This is a genomic window from Mucilaginibacter sp. (genome assembly GCF_039207105.1).
Classification (GTDB): domain Bacteria; phylum Bacteroidota; class Bacteroidia; order Sphingobacteriales; family Sphingobacteriaceae; genus Mucilaginibacter.
In genome coordinates, this window is record NZ_JBCECK010000110.1 from 1 (window position 1) to 17,907 (window position 17,907).

The following is a 17,907-nucleotide window of genomic DNA, read 5'->3' on the forward strand; positions in this document are numbered from 1 at the left end:
CCGCTGCCGACGCTTTGCAAAGCAAAGATGAGATCCGCGATTATTTGATTAAACAAGGTGATATTAAAAAACCTGCGGAAATTGAGAAAGAAGCTGCCCGCATCTATAAAAACAATCAAATTATGCGTACCATCACGATGATGCAGAACACCGGATCATCGGTAATATACAAATCGCTTGATTTATGTGATGAACTTAGCTTAACAAGCTTTATTGACGATGTTTATGAAATTTACGGCCGTATAGATGGTGTTGTACATGGAGCAGGCTTATTGGAAGATAAATTATTTCATAACAAAACCTCTGAATCATTCGGTCGTGTTTTTGACACCAAGGTAAAGCCATTACGCATATTGGCAGAGCAGCTTCGTCCCGAAACTCAATTTGTAATACTCTTTTCAAGCATTGCTTCGGTTTACGGTAATCGCGGACAAACAGATTATGCCGCTGCTAACAGCGTATTGGATAAATATGCTTGGGCATTAAATAAGCGCATAAATGGTAAGGTTATGTCCATAAACTGGGGGCCTTGGAAGGGCGCGGGAATGGTATCGCCTACCCTTGAAAAAGAGTACGAACGCCGTGGTATTTCACTTATCCCTTTGCAGCATGGCCGTGAGATATTTTTAAATGAACTGAAATACGGAAAAGAAAGCCAGGTTTTAATTATGGCCGGTAATAACTGGTAATTTTTTAGCCTACCTATCACTTATGAAGAAAACTGATGTAGCGGTAATAGGGATGTCATGTATTTTCCCAGGTGCGGTTGATGTACAAGCTTTCTGGCAAAATATACTGAACAAAGTAGATTCAACTCAAATAGTGCCACCAGATCGTATAGATCCGGTACACTTTGATAAACATTCATCCGGAGTTGATCGCTTTTACTGTAATCGGGGAGGTTTTATTCCTGATTATGAATTTGACCCTCGGCGGTTTGGTATTTTGCCGGTAGCCGTTGAAGGCACCGAACCAGATCATTTGTTAACACTTGATCTTGCTTACAGCGCGTTGGAAGATGCCGGCGTTTTTAAAAAGAATATCTCGCTCGAAAAAACCGGCATCATCATCGGCAAAGGAAATTACGCGGGCCCAGGTGCTACCCGGGCTATTGAAATTGTACGTACAGGCGAGCAAATAGCGTCGTTATTAAAAGAGATACTACCCGATTTAAGTGAAGTAGAAATAGACAAAGTAAAAACTGAATTTCAATTAAAAAAAGGCCGTTTTAGTGCCGATACCGCAATGGGACTTATTCCTAATCTGGTTGCATCGTTGGTAGCTAATCGCCTAAATCTTGGTGGTGTGGCCTTTACACTCGATGCTGCCTGCGCCAGTTCGCTCATTGCCATTGATCATGCTGTACAGGAATTGAATAGCAGCCGTTGCAACATGGTGATAGCCGGTGGTGTACACGTAGGGCAAAATGCTGCCTTTTGGAGCATATTTTCACAGTTAGGTGCCCTATCCCGTCAGGAAAAAATTAAACCGTTTGATACCAATGCAGATGGGTTGATCATAGGCGAAGGCTGTGGTTTTGTGGTATTAAAAAGGCTGGAAGATGCTATAAACGATAAAGATAAAATCTATGCGATTGTTAAAGGCGTTGGAGTAAGCAGTGATGGCAGCGGAACCAGCGTAATGAGCCCGGCGGTAAAGGGACAACTTAAGGCTGTCCAACAAGCCTGGGAAATAGCCGGTACCCCGGCGAATGAAATAGGTTATCTTGAAGCACATGGTACGGGGACTTCCCTTGGCGATAAAACTGAACTGGAGACCCTATCACAATTTTTTGGATTTCATCCCGAGTTGCCAAATGCAGGTATCGGGTCGGTAAAATCAAATATTGGTCATGCCATGCCAGCTGCCGGAATAGCGGGTTTTATAAAAACATGCCTGGCTTTATATCATGACACCTTACCTCCTACTTTGCATTGCGAAAATCCACTGGCTCTAATGGATAAAACAAGGTTTTCTGCCGTGCAGGAGCCTAAAAACTGGACAGCATCAGGCTTGCGCAAATTAGCAGGTGTAAATGCATTTGGTTTTGGAGGCATCAATGCTCACGTTGTATTAGAGGGATTTGCCTCACCTAAAAAAGATAAAGTTTTACTATTAGCTCGTGAAAACCATGCGGCTTTAATAAATGCCTTAGAAACAAATGATCATTCTGAAGGAACAGGCGATTACCGGATAGCTGTATTCAATCCAACACCCGAAAGGTTACAAAAAGCCACCAAAATAGCGGCTAAAAACATTCCTTGGCGTAACAAACAAGATATTTGGTATACCAACGCCCCCCTGATCAGCAATGGTGGAAAAATAGCTTTTGTTTTTCCGGGATTGGATGGCCTGGCAGGCGGCGAGGTTACAACTATAGCCGATTACTTTAATATAGGTTCTGATACTCAAACAAAAACAGAAGGATTGTTAAGCGAAGCCTTAGGCATTCTAAACAAAAGCAGCATATTAGATACAGCATTAAAACAACTGGGCGTAAAACCAGATATGAATGCCGGTCACAGCCTCGGAGAATGGCTTGCCGCACGGTCATCAGAACTGGCTGAAGAAAGTTCTGTTTTAGAATTACTGGATGTTTTAAACCCCGAAACTTTTGATCTGAAAGATTCTCGTTTTGTGGCAGTAGGATGCGGTATAGACCAACTGGAGCCTATCATGGCTGGTATTCAAGATCTTTATCTTTCTAATGACAATTGTCCGCAACAGGTGATACTTTGCGGAAATAAAACAGCATTGGATGGGTTAGTACCCATACTAAAAGAAAAACAAATATTTCATCAAATATTACCTTTTCAATCGGGCTTCCACTCCCCCTTTGTCGCCGATAAACTTGATCTGATACTTGACGGGATGCGTAATATGCAGTTCCGCAAAACAACAACCCCCTTATGGTCGGCTACTACTTTAGAGCTATATCCGGAAGGTTTTGATGCCATCAGGCAACTAAGTGCAGATCATCTGATTAAGCCCGTACGTTTTCGTGAGCTTACCGAAAAGTTGTATGAAGAAGGCGCGTGTGTGTTTATACAGGTTGGCTCAGGCGGCTTAATGGGCTTTATCGATGATACGCTAAAGGGCAAAAACTTCAGTACCATAGCTTCAAGCGTTCCTATACGTTCTGGATTAACACAGCTACAACGTGTTTTAGCGGCATTATTTGTAGAGGGCAAAGAGGTTGATTTAGATTTTATGGGTATTAAAAAATCCGCTTCGCCTACAATCATAAAAGGCATTAAGCTGCAGTTAGGATCACCAATTGTGCACAGCTTGGAAGGGCTTAAAAATGTCGCAGTTAAGCAACAGCTTCCTGTAGCTAAGGAAGCATTACTGGTTGATGTTGCTGATCCAGTTATGAGGGCTTTTAATAGCAATATGACCGAAATGATAAACATTCAAAGTGAAATGCTTCAAATGTTTCAGAGCAGGCCTTTACAACCGGGAATCAGAACCACACAGCCGGCTGCAAAGCAGCCAATAACGCAACAACCGGCAAAACGTGTTTCGTTTACTAAACAATTGGACGTTACACTTGATAACTGCCCCTATCTGATAGATCATTCCTTATTAAGACAGCCCAAGGGATGGCATTATGTAGAAGATATGGATCCGGTAATACCAATGACCATGATTTTTGAGTTATTTGGTGAAATAGCGGCCGAGCAATCGCCAGGTGAACAGGTTCAGAAAATCATGAATATTAAGGTATTTCAATGGATGAACGTTGTTAAGCCATTCCGTGAAATTGTTAAGGGTGAATGGAAAGACCAGCAACGTGTTTATCTGGATCTGGATCGTTTTGCCAATGCTGAGGTTCAGTTAGCTGCACAACTCAATACAGCTCCAAATAGAGATTTTAATATAGGTGAGTTGCTTGACATCCAACGCACCCCTGAACAGATATATGATGCTCATATGTTCCACGGCCCCCGTTATCAGGGTATCAGATCATTAAAAGCTGTAGGTACCAAAGGAATTACAGGCATTATCGAAGGAGCAGCGGGTAAAGGTTCATTATTAGACAACGCCGGTCAGTTATTTGGCTTGTGGCTGCAATTAACGTTAACAAAAGATCGTATAGCATTCCCGGTAAAAATAAATGAAATAGAGTTTTTTGGCGCGATGGAAGATCAGCAGGGACAATTTGAATGTACCTGCGTGCTTACAGAGTTGAATGATGAATTTGCCACAGCTGATTTCGTAATGAAACGAGAAGGAAAGATATGGGCTATTATTTCAGGATGGCAAAACAGGCGCCTGGAAATTGACGAGCCTTTATGGAATGTTTCCATGTCGCCATTACATAATCGCCTATCAGAAGAAATAGCACCCGGCATTTTCATGTTTCATCAGGCTTACTCACGTGTGGTTTCCTGGGATTTTATTCTGAAAAGATATTTTAATCAGGATGAAAAAAAACATCATAACACCATATTACCTAACAAAAGAAAAATATGGATGATAAGCCGCGTTGCGGTAAAAGACGCAGTCAGAAATTTGCTGAATAAAACAAGGCAACAAGCCTGCTACCCTATCACCTTTGAAGTAAAAAACAACGAATCGGGTAAACCATATTTAAGTGGTGGCCTTACCGAAGGTATTCATATTTCTATAGCGCACAAGGGTACCGATGCTGTGGGCATTGCTCAATTTGATAAACCGGTTGGTATAGACATGGAAACTATTGAAGAGCATGGCGCAGGCTTTTTTGATATGGTTTTCACTGAAGCCGAAAAGCTATTGTTAAAAGATAAAGACCAGGCCGAATGGGCAACCCGTTTCTGGGTAGCTAAAGAGGCTTATGGCAAATACCTGGGCAAAGGTTTACAAGGAAATCCCAAAGCTTATACAGTTCAGGAAATTAAAGGTGATGAACTGCGCATTAATGACATTTATATCAAAACATTAAAACATAAAAACTACATAATCGGATGGACACAGTAGCATCAACAACAAAAATGAATAGAGACGAGATCTTTGATCTGATGAAACAATTTATAACCGAAGTTATAGGCGAGGAATTTGTTGAGGAGATGGATATTACCCCCGAAAGCTCTTTTACTAAAGATCTGGAGATGGACAGTATTGAAATTGTATCCTTCTCTGAAAAAATAAAGGCCTACTTTGGTAATCAGATCGACTTTACCGGCTGGCTATCCTCAATGGATCTTGACCAGCTTATCAACTTAAATTTAGGTATGATCATTAATTACATTCACGAATGCCAATAATAAAAATAAATAACAGGGATGTGCATATCCAGGAATTCAACAAGTGCGCGGCCGAAACCGTGCTTCTGATCCACGGTATGTTTAGCAATCTTTCTGTTTATTATTTTAATATAGCCCCCATCCTTGCCGAGCACTTTCATGTGGTGATGTACGATTTGAAAAGCCACGGTATGAGTGAACGTACCCTGCATGGGTATGACCTTACCAGCATGACCGACGATTTGTACGCCCTCATGCAAGCTTTGAGTCTGAATAAAGTACACCTGACCGGTTACAGTTTTGGCGGCTTAATTGCGCTTAAAATGGCGTTACGTTTTCCGGAGAAAATAAACAAACTGGCTATTGTAGAAGCGCCTGATCCTAAAGATGAAAAAGCACGTGGTATTATTGACGATTATAGCAGAGAATTTTTGGAGCATTATGTAGAGAACTTTACCAACACAACCAAAGTAAAAATGGGTAAACGCCAGATGGAACGCAATCACCGGATGTATGAATACCTGTTTTACCAAACCAGTATCAAGAATGATATGATAGCGGAGAAAGATTTTTTGGATAATGCTGGTTTTGTTGCTTTGAACAAGGATACTCTCCTGCTTTATGGTACTGATTCAAACTGCCTGGAAACAGGACAATGGTTAAATGAAAAAATAAAGCATTCAGAGTTGATACAGGTACCTGGCGATCACAACATTCCTATTCAGGAACCTGTAATGGTTGGTAATATGATCAATACATTTTTTAAGAATTAAACATTACACTCAAACATCTCCCTAATGGCAAAGTTTGTATTTGTTGTTCCACCATTAACCGGACATATTAACCCAACCTTAAGCATGGGTGCCGTTTTGCTTCAGCGCGGCCATCGCGTAGGTTGGATAACGCTTGACGAGTCATTAGCTTTGAAATTGCCCAAAGGGGGCGAGTTGCTGCATATCAGCTACAATGAAAACGATGAGCAAAAGCAAGAAAGCGAACAATATTTAGATATCATAACCAAGAAAATCGTATATGGTATTGATAGTATTAAGTTTTTATACGAAGAGGTACTGATTCCATTAAATCGCCACAGTTATGAAGGTATAGTGAGCCTTCTTGATCAATTCGAGCCTGATCTGGTAATAACTGACCACCAAATGTTTGCCGGCGCTATTGCCGCCATCAACAGAAATTTGCCTTATGCCACATCAGTTACCGCGCCGGCAGCTATTAAAGTAATGGACGAACTCCCAAAAGTTCATGAATGGGAAGTAAATCAAATTGTAGCCTTACAACAAGAGTTTGGTATTACCGGCACAACTTCAGTAGCATGTTCAAACTTGCTTACTATGGTACTTACCTCGCAAGCTTTTTTTGGAGAAATGGAATTACCTTCATACTACCATTTTACAGGTCCGGTTATTAATCGCAGATCAGTTATTATCAAGTTTGACTGGTATAGGCTGCAGGCCAGTGCCAAACCTAAAATATTGGTAAGTATAGGTACTACCTTTGATCACGACCATAAAAAGGCCTTTTTCGCCAAAGTTATCGAAGCATTAGGCAATGAAGAACTTACTGTAGTAGTGGTTTCAGACCCCGATCTATTTGAGGCTTGGCCTTCCAATTTTATTGTAAAGAAACAAGTACCACAATTAGAATTACTGCCACATCTTGACGCAGTAGTATGTCATGGTGGGCACAATACCGTTTGCGAAACATTATTAAATGGCTTGCCTATGGTGGTTATCCCCATTGCTTATGATCAATCACATGTAGCTGGACGTGTGGTCCGCACCGGAGTCGGGCAACGCTTAAACTTCAATCGTTTTAAAGCCTCCCACCTGAAAGAAGCCGTTTGGGAGGTACTGGGCAAACCAGAATACAAAGCAGCAGCCGAGCAACTAAAACAATCATTTATAGAAGCTGGCGGTACAGAAACTGCAGCAGATCTGCTTGAACAAATAACCCTTAAGCAACCATTTGAAATATTAAAAAATTAAAGTGTTATTATGGCAAAATTTTTATTTGTTGTTCCACCTTTTTTTGGCCATATAAGCCCTACGCTAAGTATAGGTGCAAGTTTAATTAATCGTGGTCATGAAGTAAAATGGCTGGGGCTTACCCCTCTTGCCGATAAGCATGTGCCTGCAGGCGGTGAATATATACTACCGGAAGCCGAACTGGAAGAACATCAGGATGAAATAGCCCGCATATTAAAACGTCAGGATGATGGCCCCGCATGTTCTGGCCCGGAGGTAATGAAACTCGCCCTGGAGGAAACCTATGTTCCATTTGCGCGAATAATGATGCCAGGCCTGAGCAATTTTGTTGATCACTGGAAACCGGATGTTATCATTAATGATTGCATAACTTTTGCCGGAGCATTATGCGCTCATATAAAAGGTATTCCCTGCGTAACTACCACACCTGTACCACCAGATGTAATGGGCGATACCGCCAGCAGCGCTCCCAAAATATTTGAATGGCAACAAAATCTGATAAAAGGATTACAACAGGAGTTTGGGGTTTATGGAGATGATATCGTTATCCACTCGCACAAACTCAACATGATATTTACTTCTCAGGCTTTTGCAGGGTTCAGTGAGGTACCGCAACATATGAAATTTGTTGGCCCGGTAAAAGGCCGGCCAAATAATGCAGCATTTGATTGGGAACGGTTGTCAAAAGCCACAACCCCAAAGCTTTTTGTATCCTTAGGTACCTTATTGGTAGATATACGTAAAGAGTTTTTTCAAAAGTTAATCACTGCCTTTGCCGATGAACCTGTAACTATTATAGCGGCCACCAATCCTGATATTTTTGAGAAGTGGCCAGATAACTTCATCGTAAACAGCTTTGTACCGCAGGCAGAACTTATGCCTCACATGAACGCGGTAATATGTCATGGCGGTTTTAATACCGTTAACGATACTTTTACAAATGGTTTACCTATGCTGATCACTCCCATCGCATATGATCATTTCCATACGGCAAAACTCATTGAAAACTCAGGTGCAGGTATTAGCATACGTTACAAACGCCTGCGAATAGTCGATTTACGCAATACTGTTTTTAAACTACTGCAAAACCCTCAATATCGTAATGCAGCTTTAAAAATAAAGGAAACATTTACAGCGGCCGGTGGAAATGACAAAGCGGTGCAACTGCTGGAAGATTTTGCCCAGGTTGAAAAAATTTTGGAACCATTGAATTAATCAATAGTTTATGAGAAGAAAATTATTTTTCATTGAACGCGTAATGCATGGAGAGGGGAACTTTGTATTTAACTCGGTCCTACCCGTACGGGTACGCGGTAGTTTTTCAGAAACAGACCTTCAGCTTGCTTTGAAAGGTTTACAAAAAACTCATGCCTTGCTTAATGCCGTAATACAAAATGACAAAAATGAGGAACCTTGGTTTATAGTTGATGACGAACACCCGGTTAATATCCCCATTCGTATTACAGAGCGTATAAACGATGATGATTGGCAAACAGAATCGGTAAAAGAATGGTCTATTCCTTTTAACAGTTACAAAGAACCATTGATGCGCCTGATATGGATAAAGGGCAAAGGTGTTTCAGAGTTTTTACTGGTAGCGCACCACTGCCTTTTTGATGGCCGTTCTATATTGAATATATTGGAAGAGTTTTTGCAATTTTTGGATGATCCCGATACCCTTATAGCTGCTGAGGTTTCCATATCAGGGATTAGCGATGTTGTTCCGCCTGCACGGTTAAATAACAGGATACACCAAATTATGGCTAAGTTGTTGTTGGGTATAATTTCAATGACCTTGTCACTAATTCCAAACAAGGATAAACCAGCAGAGAAAACAAAAGCTTATTTGCTGCATTGGCAATTTGACCAAGAGTTGAGCTTATCATTGATGGCTCGCTGTAAAGCCGAAGGTGTCACGGTAAACACAATTATTTGTTCTATTCTTTTTGATGCCTTTAAGCAGGTTCTGCCGAAAAACGGGCTCAAAAAAATAACGTTTCAGATAGATATCCGCAATTTTAATCCACAGATAAAAAAGAACAACATTTTCTCCTTTGCTTTAATGATACAGGTATTGGCTTATACAGGTCTTAATTTTTTCGACAGCGCACGAGCTATACAAAAAGATATCAAAAATAAAATGGCTAAACTTGATCCGTATAAGGTCTTTATTCTGTCAGAATTTGCGCACAGATACTTTCATAAGATAGTCCGTTTTTTGCGAAACCTGGAACCGGATAAAGAGTGTATGCTTTCAAATCTGGGCAAATTGGATATTCGGCAGCACTATAAAGAGTTTGAGTTGGAAACCATATTTAGCCCCTCGGTTATGGTAGCGGAGGGACGCACTACCGCACTTATAACATCTACCTACTGTGGGCAGATGGGTTTTTCATTTATAAGCAATTCAGGGGTCACTTATGAAGATGCCTGTGCTATCAGAGATAAAATAATGCAAATAGCTGCAGAACATATAGTTACCGAAAGCATAGTATAGTATGAAAAGAAAACTGTTATTTGCCGAAAGGGTAATATATGGAGAAGGGAATAAGGCTTTTAATGCAGTTGTTCCCGTAAAAATCTGCGGAAGTTTTTCAGCGGAAGACTTACATTATGCATTACGTAAAATTCAGGAAAAGCATCCTCTGCTTAACTCATTTATTGAAGTAGATGAAAAGAACATGCCGTGGTTTGTGGTTAACGAAGAAGTTAGCAACGATATTCCTGTCAGAATTGTTGCACGGCTTACCGATAATGATTGGGAAACAGAAGTAGTAAAGGAATGGGCAACCTTGTTTGATACCAACAAAGGCCCATTAATGCGAGTTGTTTGGATCAAGAGTGAGAATATGTCTGACCTTATATTAGTCATGCATCATTGCCTCTGCGATGGCCGTACAGCTATGTCAATTTTGGCTGATTTGTTAAAAATTATAGATAACAAAAAAGTAAACATTGGTAAGCAACCGCCAATATTGAGTATGTATGACATTGTACCCGTCGAGATACTCAAAAATAAAAGGCGGATTTTTAAGGCTAAGTTTAAAGGGCTTCTCAACTTTATACTCTTATGGCTAATTCCGGTCAGTAAAAAACTGCCAGAAAGAAAACAAGATTACATGATAAACTGGAAACTTGATAAAGAACTCGGTGATCAGCTTGTTTCTATATCCAAATCGTCTGGAGTGACCATAAATACCTTACTATGTGTGATTATATTAAACGTATTTAAAGAAATAAGAAAGGAAAAATTCTTTAACAAGATTGCCTGTCCAGTAGATATCCGAAAATATATGCCTAAAATAAATGATGACAGTATTTTCGCGTTCGTCTCTATGGTTGCATTGTCTTTTGACAACAAACTGGATTTTATAAGCAATGCCAAAAAAATGCAGGAAATCATAAATGGAAAAGTATCCAAACTGGATCCCCATCAAATGATAATGATGTTTGAGCAATCACATTCATCTTTTAGTTACCTTGTTGATTTTTTAAAGTATAGTAAGCCCAGTAACGATTTTTTGTTCTCGAATCTGGGAAGGATAAATATTGCTCATGAATACAATTCATTTGAATTAGCGACTATTTATAGCCCATCTGCCGTTGGCCCTTTTGGCAATACAACCGGCTTTGTAGCCTCCACTTTCCGCGGATTAATGGACTTTACCTTTATAGGCAATGAGCTGTTTATACCTTATGATGAAGCGGTGGCTATTAAAAATCGAATAATAACTATTATTAAAGAACAAGTTGGTCACGAATCAGCAATTGCAGTATGAAAAGAAAATTAATGACAGTTGAAAGAATCATGTATGTAGATGAGGCTACACCGCTCAATTGTGTGTTCACTATAAAAATACGTGGAAGTATCAATCCGGATAATTTAGTTATTGCACTTGCCAAAATACAGCAAAAACATCCTCTATTGCGAGTAGGCATAGATAATGAACAAAAGGGTGGGCCTTATTTTATTTTAAATAAAGATATCCAGAAAATTCCTGTACGTATGGTAGAAAGGAATTCAGATGATGATTGGTTAAAAGAGTCGCAAACTGAATGGTTTAAACTTTTTGATGTTAAAAACGTTCCTCTTGCCCGTGTAGTTTGGATAAAATCAGCCGAGGTATCGGAGCTGCTATTAATCATGCCTCATTGTATTTGTGACGGAACTACATCAGTAACCATTTTAAGAGAGATGCTAAGCTTACTGGATGAGCCACAATTGAAACTTGAAGCCTATCAATCTTTTAATTCTGTACAAGAACTGTTACCGGATAATTTCGATACAGCTAAACTCGCCCGTAAAGGTAAGCTTATTTCCTTTTTGAGCAGGCTATATTTTTTATTCAAAAATACCAGAAATAAATTCACTGGAAATAGCTATGCCCTGCACTGGAAACTTAATGAAGAACAATCGCTTGCTATAAGCGATGCCTGCAAATTTGAACGTACTTCTGTACATACTGCACTATGTGTAACCTATATGAAAGCCTTTCAACAAATACTGGGTGACAAGGCTCACGGAAAAGTTATCAGTCCGGTAGATATCAGACGTTTTTTACCTGCAATTAAACAAGATACCATGTTTGCCTTTGCACCAATTGTGGAACTCAGTATTGAAAAAAAAGCCGATAATACCTTTTGGGATACTGCCCGAAAAATTAAAGATGATCTGCTGATCAAAATAGAGGCCATCAACATTTATGAAATGCTCTGGATAGGTGAATATATGCATGGTACCATAGAAAAAATGATCAGTTTTTTAAGAGCTACAGATGGCACCCATGATGTCACGCTTTCTAATATGGGTCGGCTTGATATCCCCGACACTTATAATTCCTTTGAGTTAGAAACCATTTATAGCCCAACCGTTGCTTTTCCGTGGCGTAATCCAAATACCATAGTTACTACAACATTTAAAAATCAAATGGATTTTACATTCATGTCAAACGATAGTTTTTTAAGCCAGGCTGATGCTTTAAAAATAAAGGATGTAGCGATGGAGATGTTATTTTTAAATCTAAAGCAATTAACGCATGCCTGATATAGTTAAACTTAAAAAACAAGTTACCATTAAACAATTTACCAGGAAAAAGCTCCTTGTTGCCATATTACTTAATGTGATCTTTAATCCAATATTTTGTTATTTTAATTTTATCCAAGACAAGGTGCTTTATCTAATTGAGGGTTATCATAGCTTGGGCAAAATGATGTTAGCGATGGCTGCCTTTATACCTTTTATGATCACGTTTGACATCCTATGGAATGCCAGGCAAATGTCTCAAAAAGGAGAAATTGACTTTGTTTTAGATGAGTATTTCGAAAAAAACAAATCAATTTTTAAATTATGCGGTATTAACAGTCTTTATACCTGGCTATGCGCATTTGCTGTAATAATGATATTACATGTGAGTTTACCGGATCAATATCAATTTAACAGCATTAAAATGGCTGTTGTCTGCGGTATTATTGCTGGCGTTTATACAATTATATTTACGCTTGTATCAGTCAGACAATTAAAAAAACACATTATTATGCCAATCAAACTACCTATTGCTGTTTAATAGGTAAATTATTTAAGTAATTTTCGCTCTCTCCAGAAAAAACATCAGCTATCTCGGATGCTGATAGGGGTTGCGCAAAAACCTTTATTTTATCCATATAGCCATGAAATATCCTTTCAGATGGAAATTCTTCATTACGGCCTATTTGCCATTTATTAGCAACAGACAAATTTACCGGCCCCTCCACAACCGATGTTCCGCTTAACTTTCCATCGATATAAACTGATAGCATATTTCCATTGCAAACACCGGCAATGTGATGCCAATGCTGTTTCCAATTAGCAGGCAGGTTTACTGTGCAATCGCCCCTGCCCCAGCCACCTGCAAAAAATGTCAGCGTTCTGTTATAGGTCATTTGCAAAACATGTGTATCCCCTTTCGTTAGCATATCAACCAAACCACTTTCCTGCCCTTGAGGATACACCCAGGCCATCATGGTAATGGTTTGTTCCATATTATCAAGACATGGAGCATTTTGCACTTCAACAAAGCAATCATCACCTAACAGTACTTTCTGTCCTGATTTAGTTATAACTTGTTTATTTTGAATGATTTGGGCACTGTTTTTAAAGCCCGATCCGTCTTCCAGGTATTGATCATTAGTAGTTTTTACAAGAGAAAGATCGAGTAATAGTGAGCCGATATTATTATCAAATACTTTATATAAAGATTTTACAGCGCTTATTTCCAATAAATTAACACCTAATTTCCCGATCATGAAATTATGGTTAATTACTTTTTTTTCCCCGGGAGCAAGTTGCACACGATCTGTATATAAAACAGAATCATTAAGTTTTACAGGGATATCAAACAGCTTATCATTACCTGTCAGATTTTTAACATTATAACTCAAATCCTGTTCTTGCCCTTGCCTGATGAGCGCTTTTAAAGTTAAATCAGTTATTTCAAAAGGATGTTCAACAGGTTTAACTGGCTCAATAACTTCAACCTGATTTTCGGCCATGTTATCTAAATCTACCTTAACCTTTCCAATACGATATAATTTACAGCTAACAGAATCAGTAATAGTCGCTCCCTCTGGCACAAGTACGTTTTTAGTTGCCATCACCCTCCCATCAACATACAACTTAATCTTTTTTGTACCAACTGAGCCAATGTTTTGAGCTGTGTATATAAGCCATAATATTTCATTAGGTTCAACTTTTGATTTCCGGATAGTATATTTTAACAACTTAATCTTTGCAAGCTTTTTTGTTTCTGATAAACCGATAGGGTCTTTTTCCTTTGGCCAGTTATTGTTCGGGGTATTAGTTAATTCAAACTTCATTATTCCCCCTTTACTAATTACTGCATGAGGCATAGATAGCTGCTGGTAAGCTTTTCCATTAACAGCCAATGAGCTCACATACTTGTTTGCAGCTGATTGATTTTCGGCTTTAATAATCCATGTTTTATGATTAGGGAGGTGTAATGTTGCTGACTGAAACAAAGGGGCTCCGATTGCATATTCTGGTCGCCCTGGACTTACGGGGAATATACCCAGCGCATTAAATATGTAAGTGCTTGACATAGCACCCAAATCATCATTACCCGGTAAACCATCCGTGCTATTTTTATAGCGGGTTAACATAATGTCCCGGCACCATTTTTGAGTCAGATCTGGCCTGCCAGCCGCGCTAAACAAATACGGAAGATGTATAACCGTTTCATTATCAAATAATATAACATTATTACTTAAGGCAGAATCCAGACGAGCAACGAATGCGCTATTACCTCCCATTAAATTGACCAGATCTTTAGGATTGTGTGGAACGAAATAAGAATATACCCATTTATCACCCTCCTTATAACCTGACATAGCAGGATTGATCTTAAAATCATTTCCAGACCTGGGCAGCATAAACAAAGAATCCGGATGAAATAGATTTCTGTAATTGAAGCCTCGCTGCTGCAAAAGCCTGTAGTCAGCTTCATTACCCATCACTAATTTAGCATATTGTGCCAATGCCCAATCATCATAAGCATATTCTACCGTACGGGTTACCGATTCAGAACTGGTATAAGGTATATAACACATGCGATGATAGATAGCCATGTCCTTCTGTACAAAAGGCGAATCGACAATGCTACTTTTCATGGCTTTGTAAGCTAACATTTTATCAAAACCTTTAACGCCTTTCAAATAAGCATCTACAATAATTGGCACCGCGTGGTTTCCAGTCATCGTTTCTGTAGGCAGGTGACCGCTTTGTTTGTAAATATCCAGCATGGATAAAATAACATCATTTTGTTTTTCCGGATACAATAAACTCAACAGCGGATGCAATGAACGGAAAGTATCCCAGGGAGAAAATCCACCGTACTGAACCTTGCCCGACGTATGATGAACAACCTCATCCTCGCCCCGGTAATTACCATCAGCATCAGAAATTACCCAGGGAATTAAAAGGGAATGATATAGTGCTGTATAAAAAACGGTTTTGTTAGCTGTACTGTTATCTTCAACATCTATAGTTGCCAATTGCCTGCTCCATTCATTAGCAGTTTGTCTTGCAAGCATCTCCAAACTCATTTTGCCAGCTTCCTGATCAAGATTGTTTTGTGCACTGGCATAACTTACGGTGGATGTACCTAATCTTACCTCAACCACTTTTTGTTTGGTTGAAGTACTCTTAAAAGTAAACAGGTAACCATCTTTTACTTGCTTTTTATCGATAAAGCTTTCATTAAAATTGATAACCGTATTTAATGCAGAGCCATGAACGAGCCGACCTGAAACGACCTCAATTTTTCCGGCATTGCTAATAAAAACCTGCGCTTTTGCTTTTGCTGGAAATGTAAAACGCATTATACCTGTACGTACGCCAGCGCTGGCTTCGGTAATGATGTTGTTATTGTTAAACTTTACTTTGTAGTAGCCCGGACGAGCTACCTCATTCAGATGTGAAAAGTTGCTTCGGTAATTTCCTTGCTCCAATATTTGGTCTTCGATAACCGGCATAATAAATAAACGGCCTGAAGCCCCTTCAGGGAAGCCACTGTGATGACCAAAACAGCTGAAGTAATAAATAGACGAATCAATGTAATTGTAACCCTTAGCACCAGTAACACGCGTTTCCGGACTTATTTGTATAAACCCTGACGGCGCTACCGCTCCTGGATAAGTACCACCATCACCTCCCCAGTGGGTAAGTACACCGCTTTTTGTAGTTCCGATAAAAGGATTTACATAAGAGATATTTGATTTGGTCTGACCAAAAGCCTTATTCATTTGCAATGCTAACAGAAGCATTACAAAATATTTTAACAAACAAGCATACTTCATCTTATATCTTAATGTAGATCTTTTTCTTATCCATGATATAACCAACAAACCAGCAAAGCATCATATAACACAATGCAAATACCAGGGTGCCAAATGCACCTGGAAAAAGAGGCTGATAGAAAGCCTGGTTTATCCAATCATAAAAACTTAAACCAGTTTTTACCCAAATGGTTGAAATTACGGTGAACAGCAATTCTGATAAAAGGTAGATCGCCAGTGAATTCCGGCCAAATACTAAAAAGAAATCAGTCCCCCTTTTAATGTTCTTTATTTCGATAGCATATATTAATATACCAATGATCACCAGATCAATACCTACTGTAAGCAAAGTAAAGGTACTTGTCCATAGCTTTTTGGCAACGGGGAAAAATTGCGCCCAAAATAAGGCAACCAATATTAAACCAACTCCTGCGACCAATAACTTGGTTACTGATTCATAATTGCGCCCTTTTCGTTGAATGTACGCGCCTGCAAGATAACCGGCTATAACATTCACTATAGCTGGTAATGTGCTCAGCAAACCTTCCGGGTCAAAAGCTATCGGTCCACCTTTATCATGATATAAGTGAGCGTTACCCATGATTAAAATATCTAACCGCGTGCCGGCATTACCCAGCATAGTAAATTCTTTACCGGCTTCACCAAATAATAATAAAAACGCCCAGTAACCAATTAAAAGTAAAGCGGAAATAATAACAGCTACCTTTTTTGAACAGTAGTGTACAATAATCGACCCAAAGAAATAACATAATGCAATACGCTGTAATACACCCATAATACGGGTGTTACCTAAAGCGTTAAATATCCATCCGCTTGCTTCACGATGAAAAAAAGGAAACCAATACATTAGGTATCCTAATAAAAATATGATCAATGTACGTTTACCTATTTTACGCAGAAAAGCACTATTACTTTCAAACTTATTTTTTGAAAAACTTAACGCGTTCCCAACAGCGAAAAGGAACGACGGAAAAACCAGGTCAGTTGGGGTAAAACCAAACCAGGCAGCATGATCAAGCGGAGCCCATTGTGTGGCTCCCGAACCGGGAGCGTTTACGATGATCATGAAGCATACGGTCATGCCCCTGAAAATATCGAGCGTTATAAACCTGTCTTTTGATAAAGCCATATGTTATATATAATTTATAGTTTTCCTTGAAGAGTATAGGTTACCCTCCCTGCTTCTTTTTCCTGTTGCACACTTACCTTATCTGGCCGGTTACCACTTTCATCATAAACAACTAACTGATTTAGGCCCGATTTTAGCCAGCATTCGGGTATATACATGCCTATGTTGCCTATTTTTTCCGGATAACGGCCAAGATTATGTCCGTTTACCCATACTGAACCATGACCTAAACCGTCGGTGTGTACACGCCAGATTAACTGTTTACCTTTTATTGGGGATACATTAAATTGTGACCTGAAAAACTGCGGACCTTTAAATGTTTTCGCCAGAGATGATTTATGCCAACCATCATTTGTAAAAGGATCACCCGGCCCACCAAGCATTTTCCAGTTATTGAGTACCATGCCGTTACCTATACTATTAATTTTTACAGGCTGGTCTATCCCTCCTTCATTAGAGTAATTTTCTATAAACAATGTCAGCGTTATTGGTTTTTGAAGTTCGGTTGAATCTTTAACTTCAACAGCAAATGGCGAATTCCAACCTTTGTGTTCTGCCACTTGTTTACCATTAATAAATACGGTAGCGTTTTCATCAACACTTCTGAAATTAATGATCAGCCTGGAAGGCCTACCATCCTGTACGGAGATAACGGTTTGAAACCAGCCAAATCCCTCTTGTTTACTAAATACATCGT

At 39.3% G+C, this 17,907-nt stretch carries 13 protein-coding genes; 10 read left to right on the forward strand and 3 right to left on the reverse strand.

Features of this window, described 5'->3' with window-relative positions; genetic code table 11:
- The 10 genes from AAGC65_RS18635 to AAGC65_RS18680 form a co-directional block, all read left to right on the forward strand.
- On the forward strand, positions 1–689 hold a 689-nt coding region (locus tag AAGC65_RS18635), incomplete at its 5' end, for an SDR family NAD(P)-dependent oxidoreductase (RefSeq protein ID WP_343113974.1).
- Positions 690–711: 22 nt separating this feature from the next.
- Positions 712–4,962 carry a beta-ketoacyl synthase N-terminal-like domain-containing protein gene (locus tag AAGC65_RS18640; RefSeq protein ID WP_343113975.1) on the forward strand — a complete coding sequence of 1,417 codons (4,251 nt, stop codon included), beginning with the start codon at positions 712–714 and terminating at the stop codon, positions 4,960–4,962.
- Between the two features lie 14 nt (positions 4,963–4,976).
- A complete protein-coding gene (locus AAGC65_RS18645) occupies positions 4,977–5,249 on the forward strand; it encodes a phosphopantetheine-binding protein (protein ID WP_343113976.1) in 273 nt (90 codons plus the stop codon).
- Positions 5,240–6,001 carry an alpha/beta hydrolase gene (locus AAGC65_RS18650; protein WP_343113977.1) on the forward strand — a complete coding sequence of 254 codons (762 nt, stop codon included), beginning with the start codon at positions 5,240–5,242 and terminating at the stop codon, positions 5,999–6,001. The genes AAGC65_RS18645 and AAGC65_RS18650 overlap by 10 nt, the downstream gene beginning before the upstream one ends.
- Positions 6,002–6,025: 24 nt before the next feature.
- Complete coding sequence (locus AAGC65_RS18655; protein ID WP_343113978.1) at positions 6,026–7,231, forward strand: nucleotide disphospho-sugar-binding domain-containing protein; 1,206 nt, start codon at positions 6,026–6,028, stop codon at positions 7,229–7,231.
- 9 nt (positions 7,232–7,240) lie between these two features.
- The gene (locus AAGC65_RS18660; RefSeq protein WP_343113979.1) at positions 7,241–8,446 is read left to right on the forward strand and encodes a nucleotide disphospho-sugar-binding domain-containing protein; all 1,206 of its coding nucleotides are present in this window, start codon (positions 7,241–7,243) and stop codon (positions 8,444–8,446) included.
- 10 nt (positions 8,447–8,456) lie between these two features.
- Positions 8,457–9,728 (forward strand): condensation domain-containing protein, encoded by a 1,272-nt coding sequence (locus tag AAGC65_RS18665; RefSeq protein ID WP_343113980.1) that lies wholly within the window; start codon positions 8,457–8,459, stop codon positions 9,726–9,728.
- 1 nt (position 9,729) lies between these two features.
- Positions 9,730–11,010, forward strand: a complete 1,281-nt coding sequence (locus AAGC65_RS18670; RefSeq protein ID WP_343113981.1) for a condensation domain-containing protein — start codon at positions 9,730–9,732, stop codon at positions 11,008–11,010.
- Positions 11,007–12,275, forward strand: a complete 1,269-nt coding sequence (locus AAGC65_RS18675) for a condensation domain-containing protein (RefSeq protein WP_343113982.1) — start codon at positions 11,007–11,009, stop codon at positions 12,273–12,275. Before AAGC65_RS18670 ends, AAGC65_RS18675 begins: the two co-directional genes overlap by 4 nt.
- On the forward strand, positions 12,268–12,795 hold the full coding sequence (locus AAGC65_RS18680; protein ID WP_343113983.1) for a hypothetical protein: 528 nt from the start codon (positions 12,268–12,270) through the stop codon (positions 12,793–12,795). The genes AAGC65_RS18675 and AAGC65_RS18680 overlap by 8 nt, the downstream gene beginning before the upstream one ends.
- Here AAGC65_RS18680 and AAGC65_RS18685 read toward each other — a convergent pair.
- From AAGC65_RS18685 to AAGC65_RS18695, 3 genes are all read right to left on the reverse strand, one after another.
- Positions 12,782–16,048 (reverse strand): GH92 family glycosyl hydrolase, encoded by a 3,267-nt coding sequence (locus tag AAGC65_RS18685; protein WP_343113984.1) that lies wholly within the window; start codon positions 16,046–16,048, stop codon positions 12,782–12,784. The genes AAGC65_RS18680 and AAGC65_RS18685 overlap by 14 nt on opposite strands.
- Positions 16,049–16,082: 34 nt before the next feature.
- Positions 16,083–17,210 carry a DUF5009 domain-containing protein gene (locus AAGC65_RS18690; RefSeq protein ID WP_343113985.1) on the reverse strand — a complete coding sequence of 376 codons (1,128 nt, stop codon included), beginning with the start codon at positions 17,208–17,210 and terminating at the stop codon, positions 16,083–16,085.
- 14 nt (positions 17,211–17,224) lie between these two features.
- Positions 17,225–17,907: hypothetical protein (locus AAGC65_RS18695; RefSeq protein WP_343113986.1), on the reverse strand; the 683-nt coding region annotated here is incomplete at its 5' end.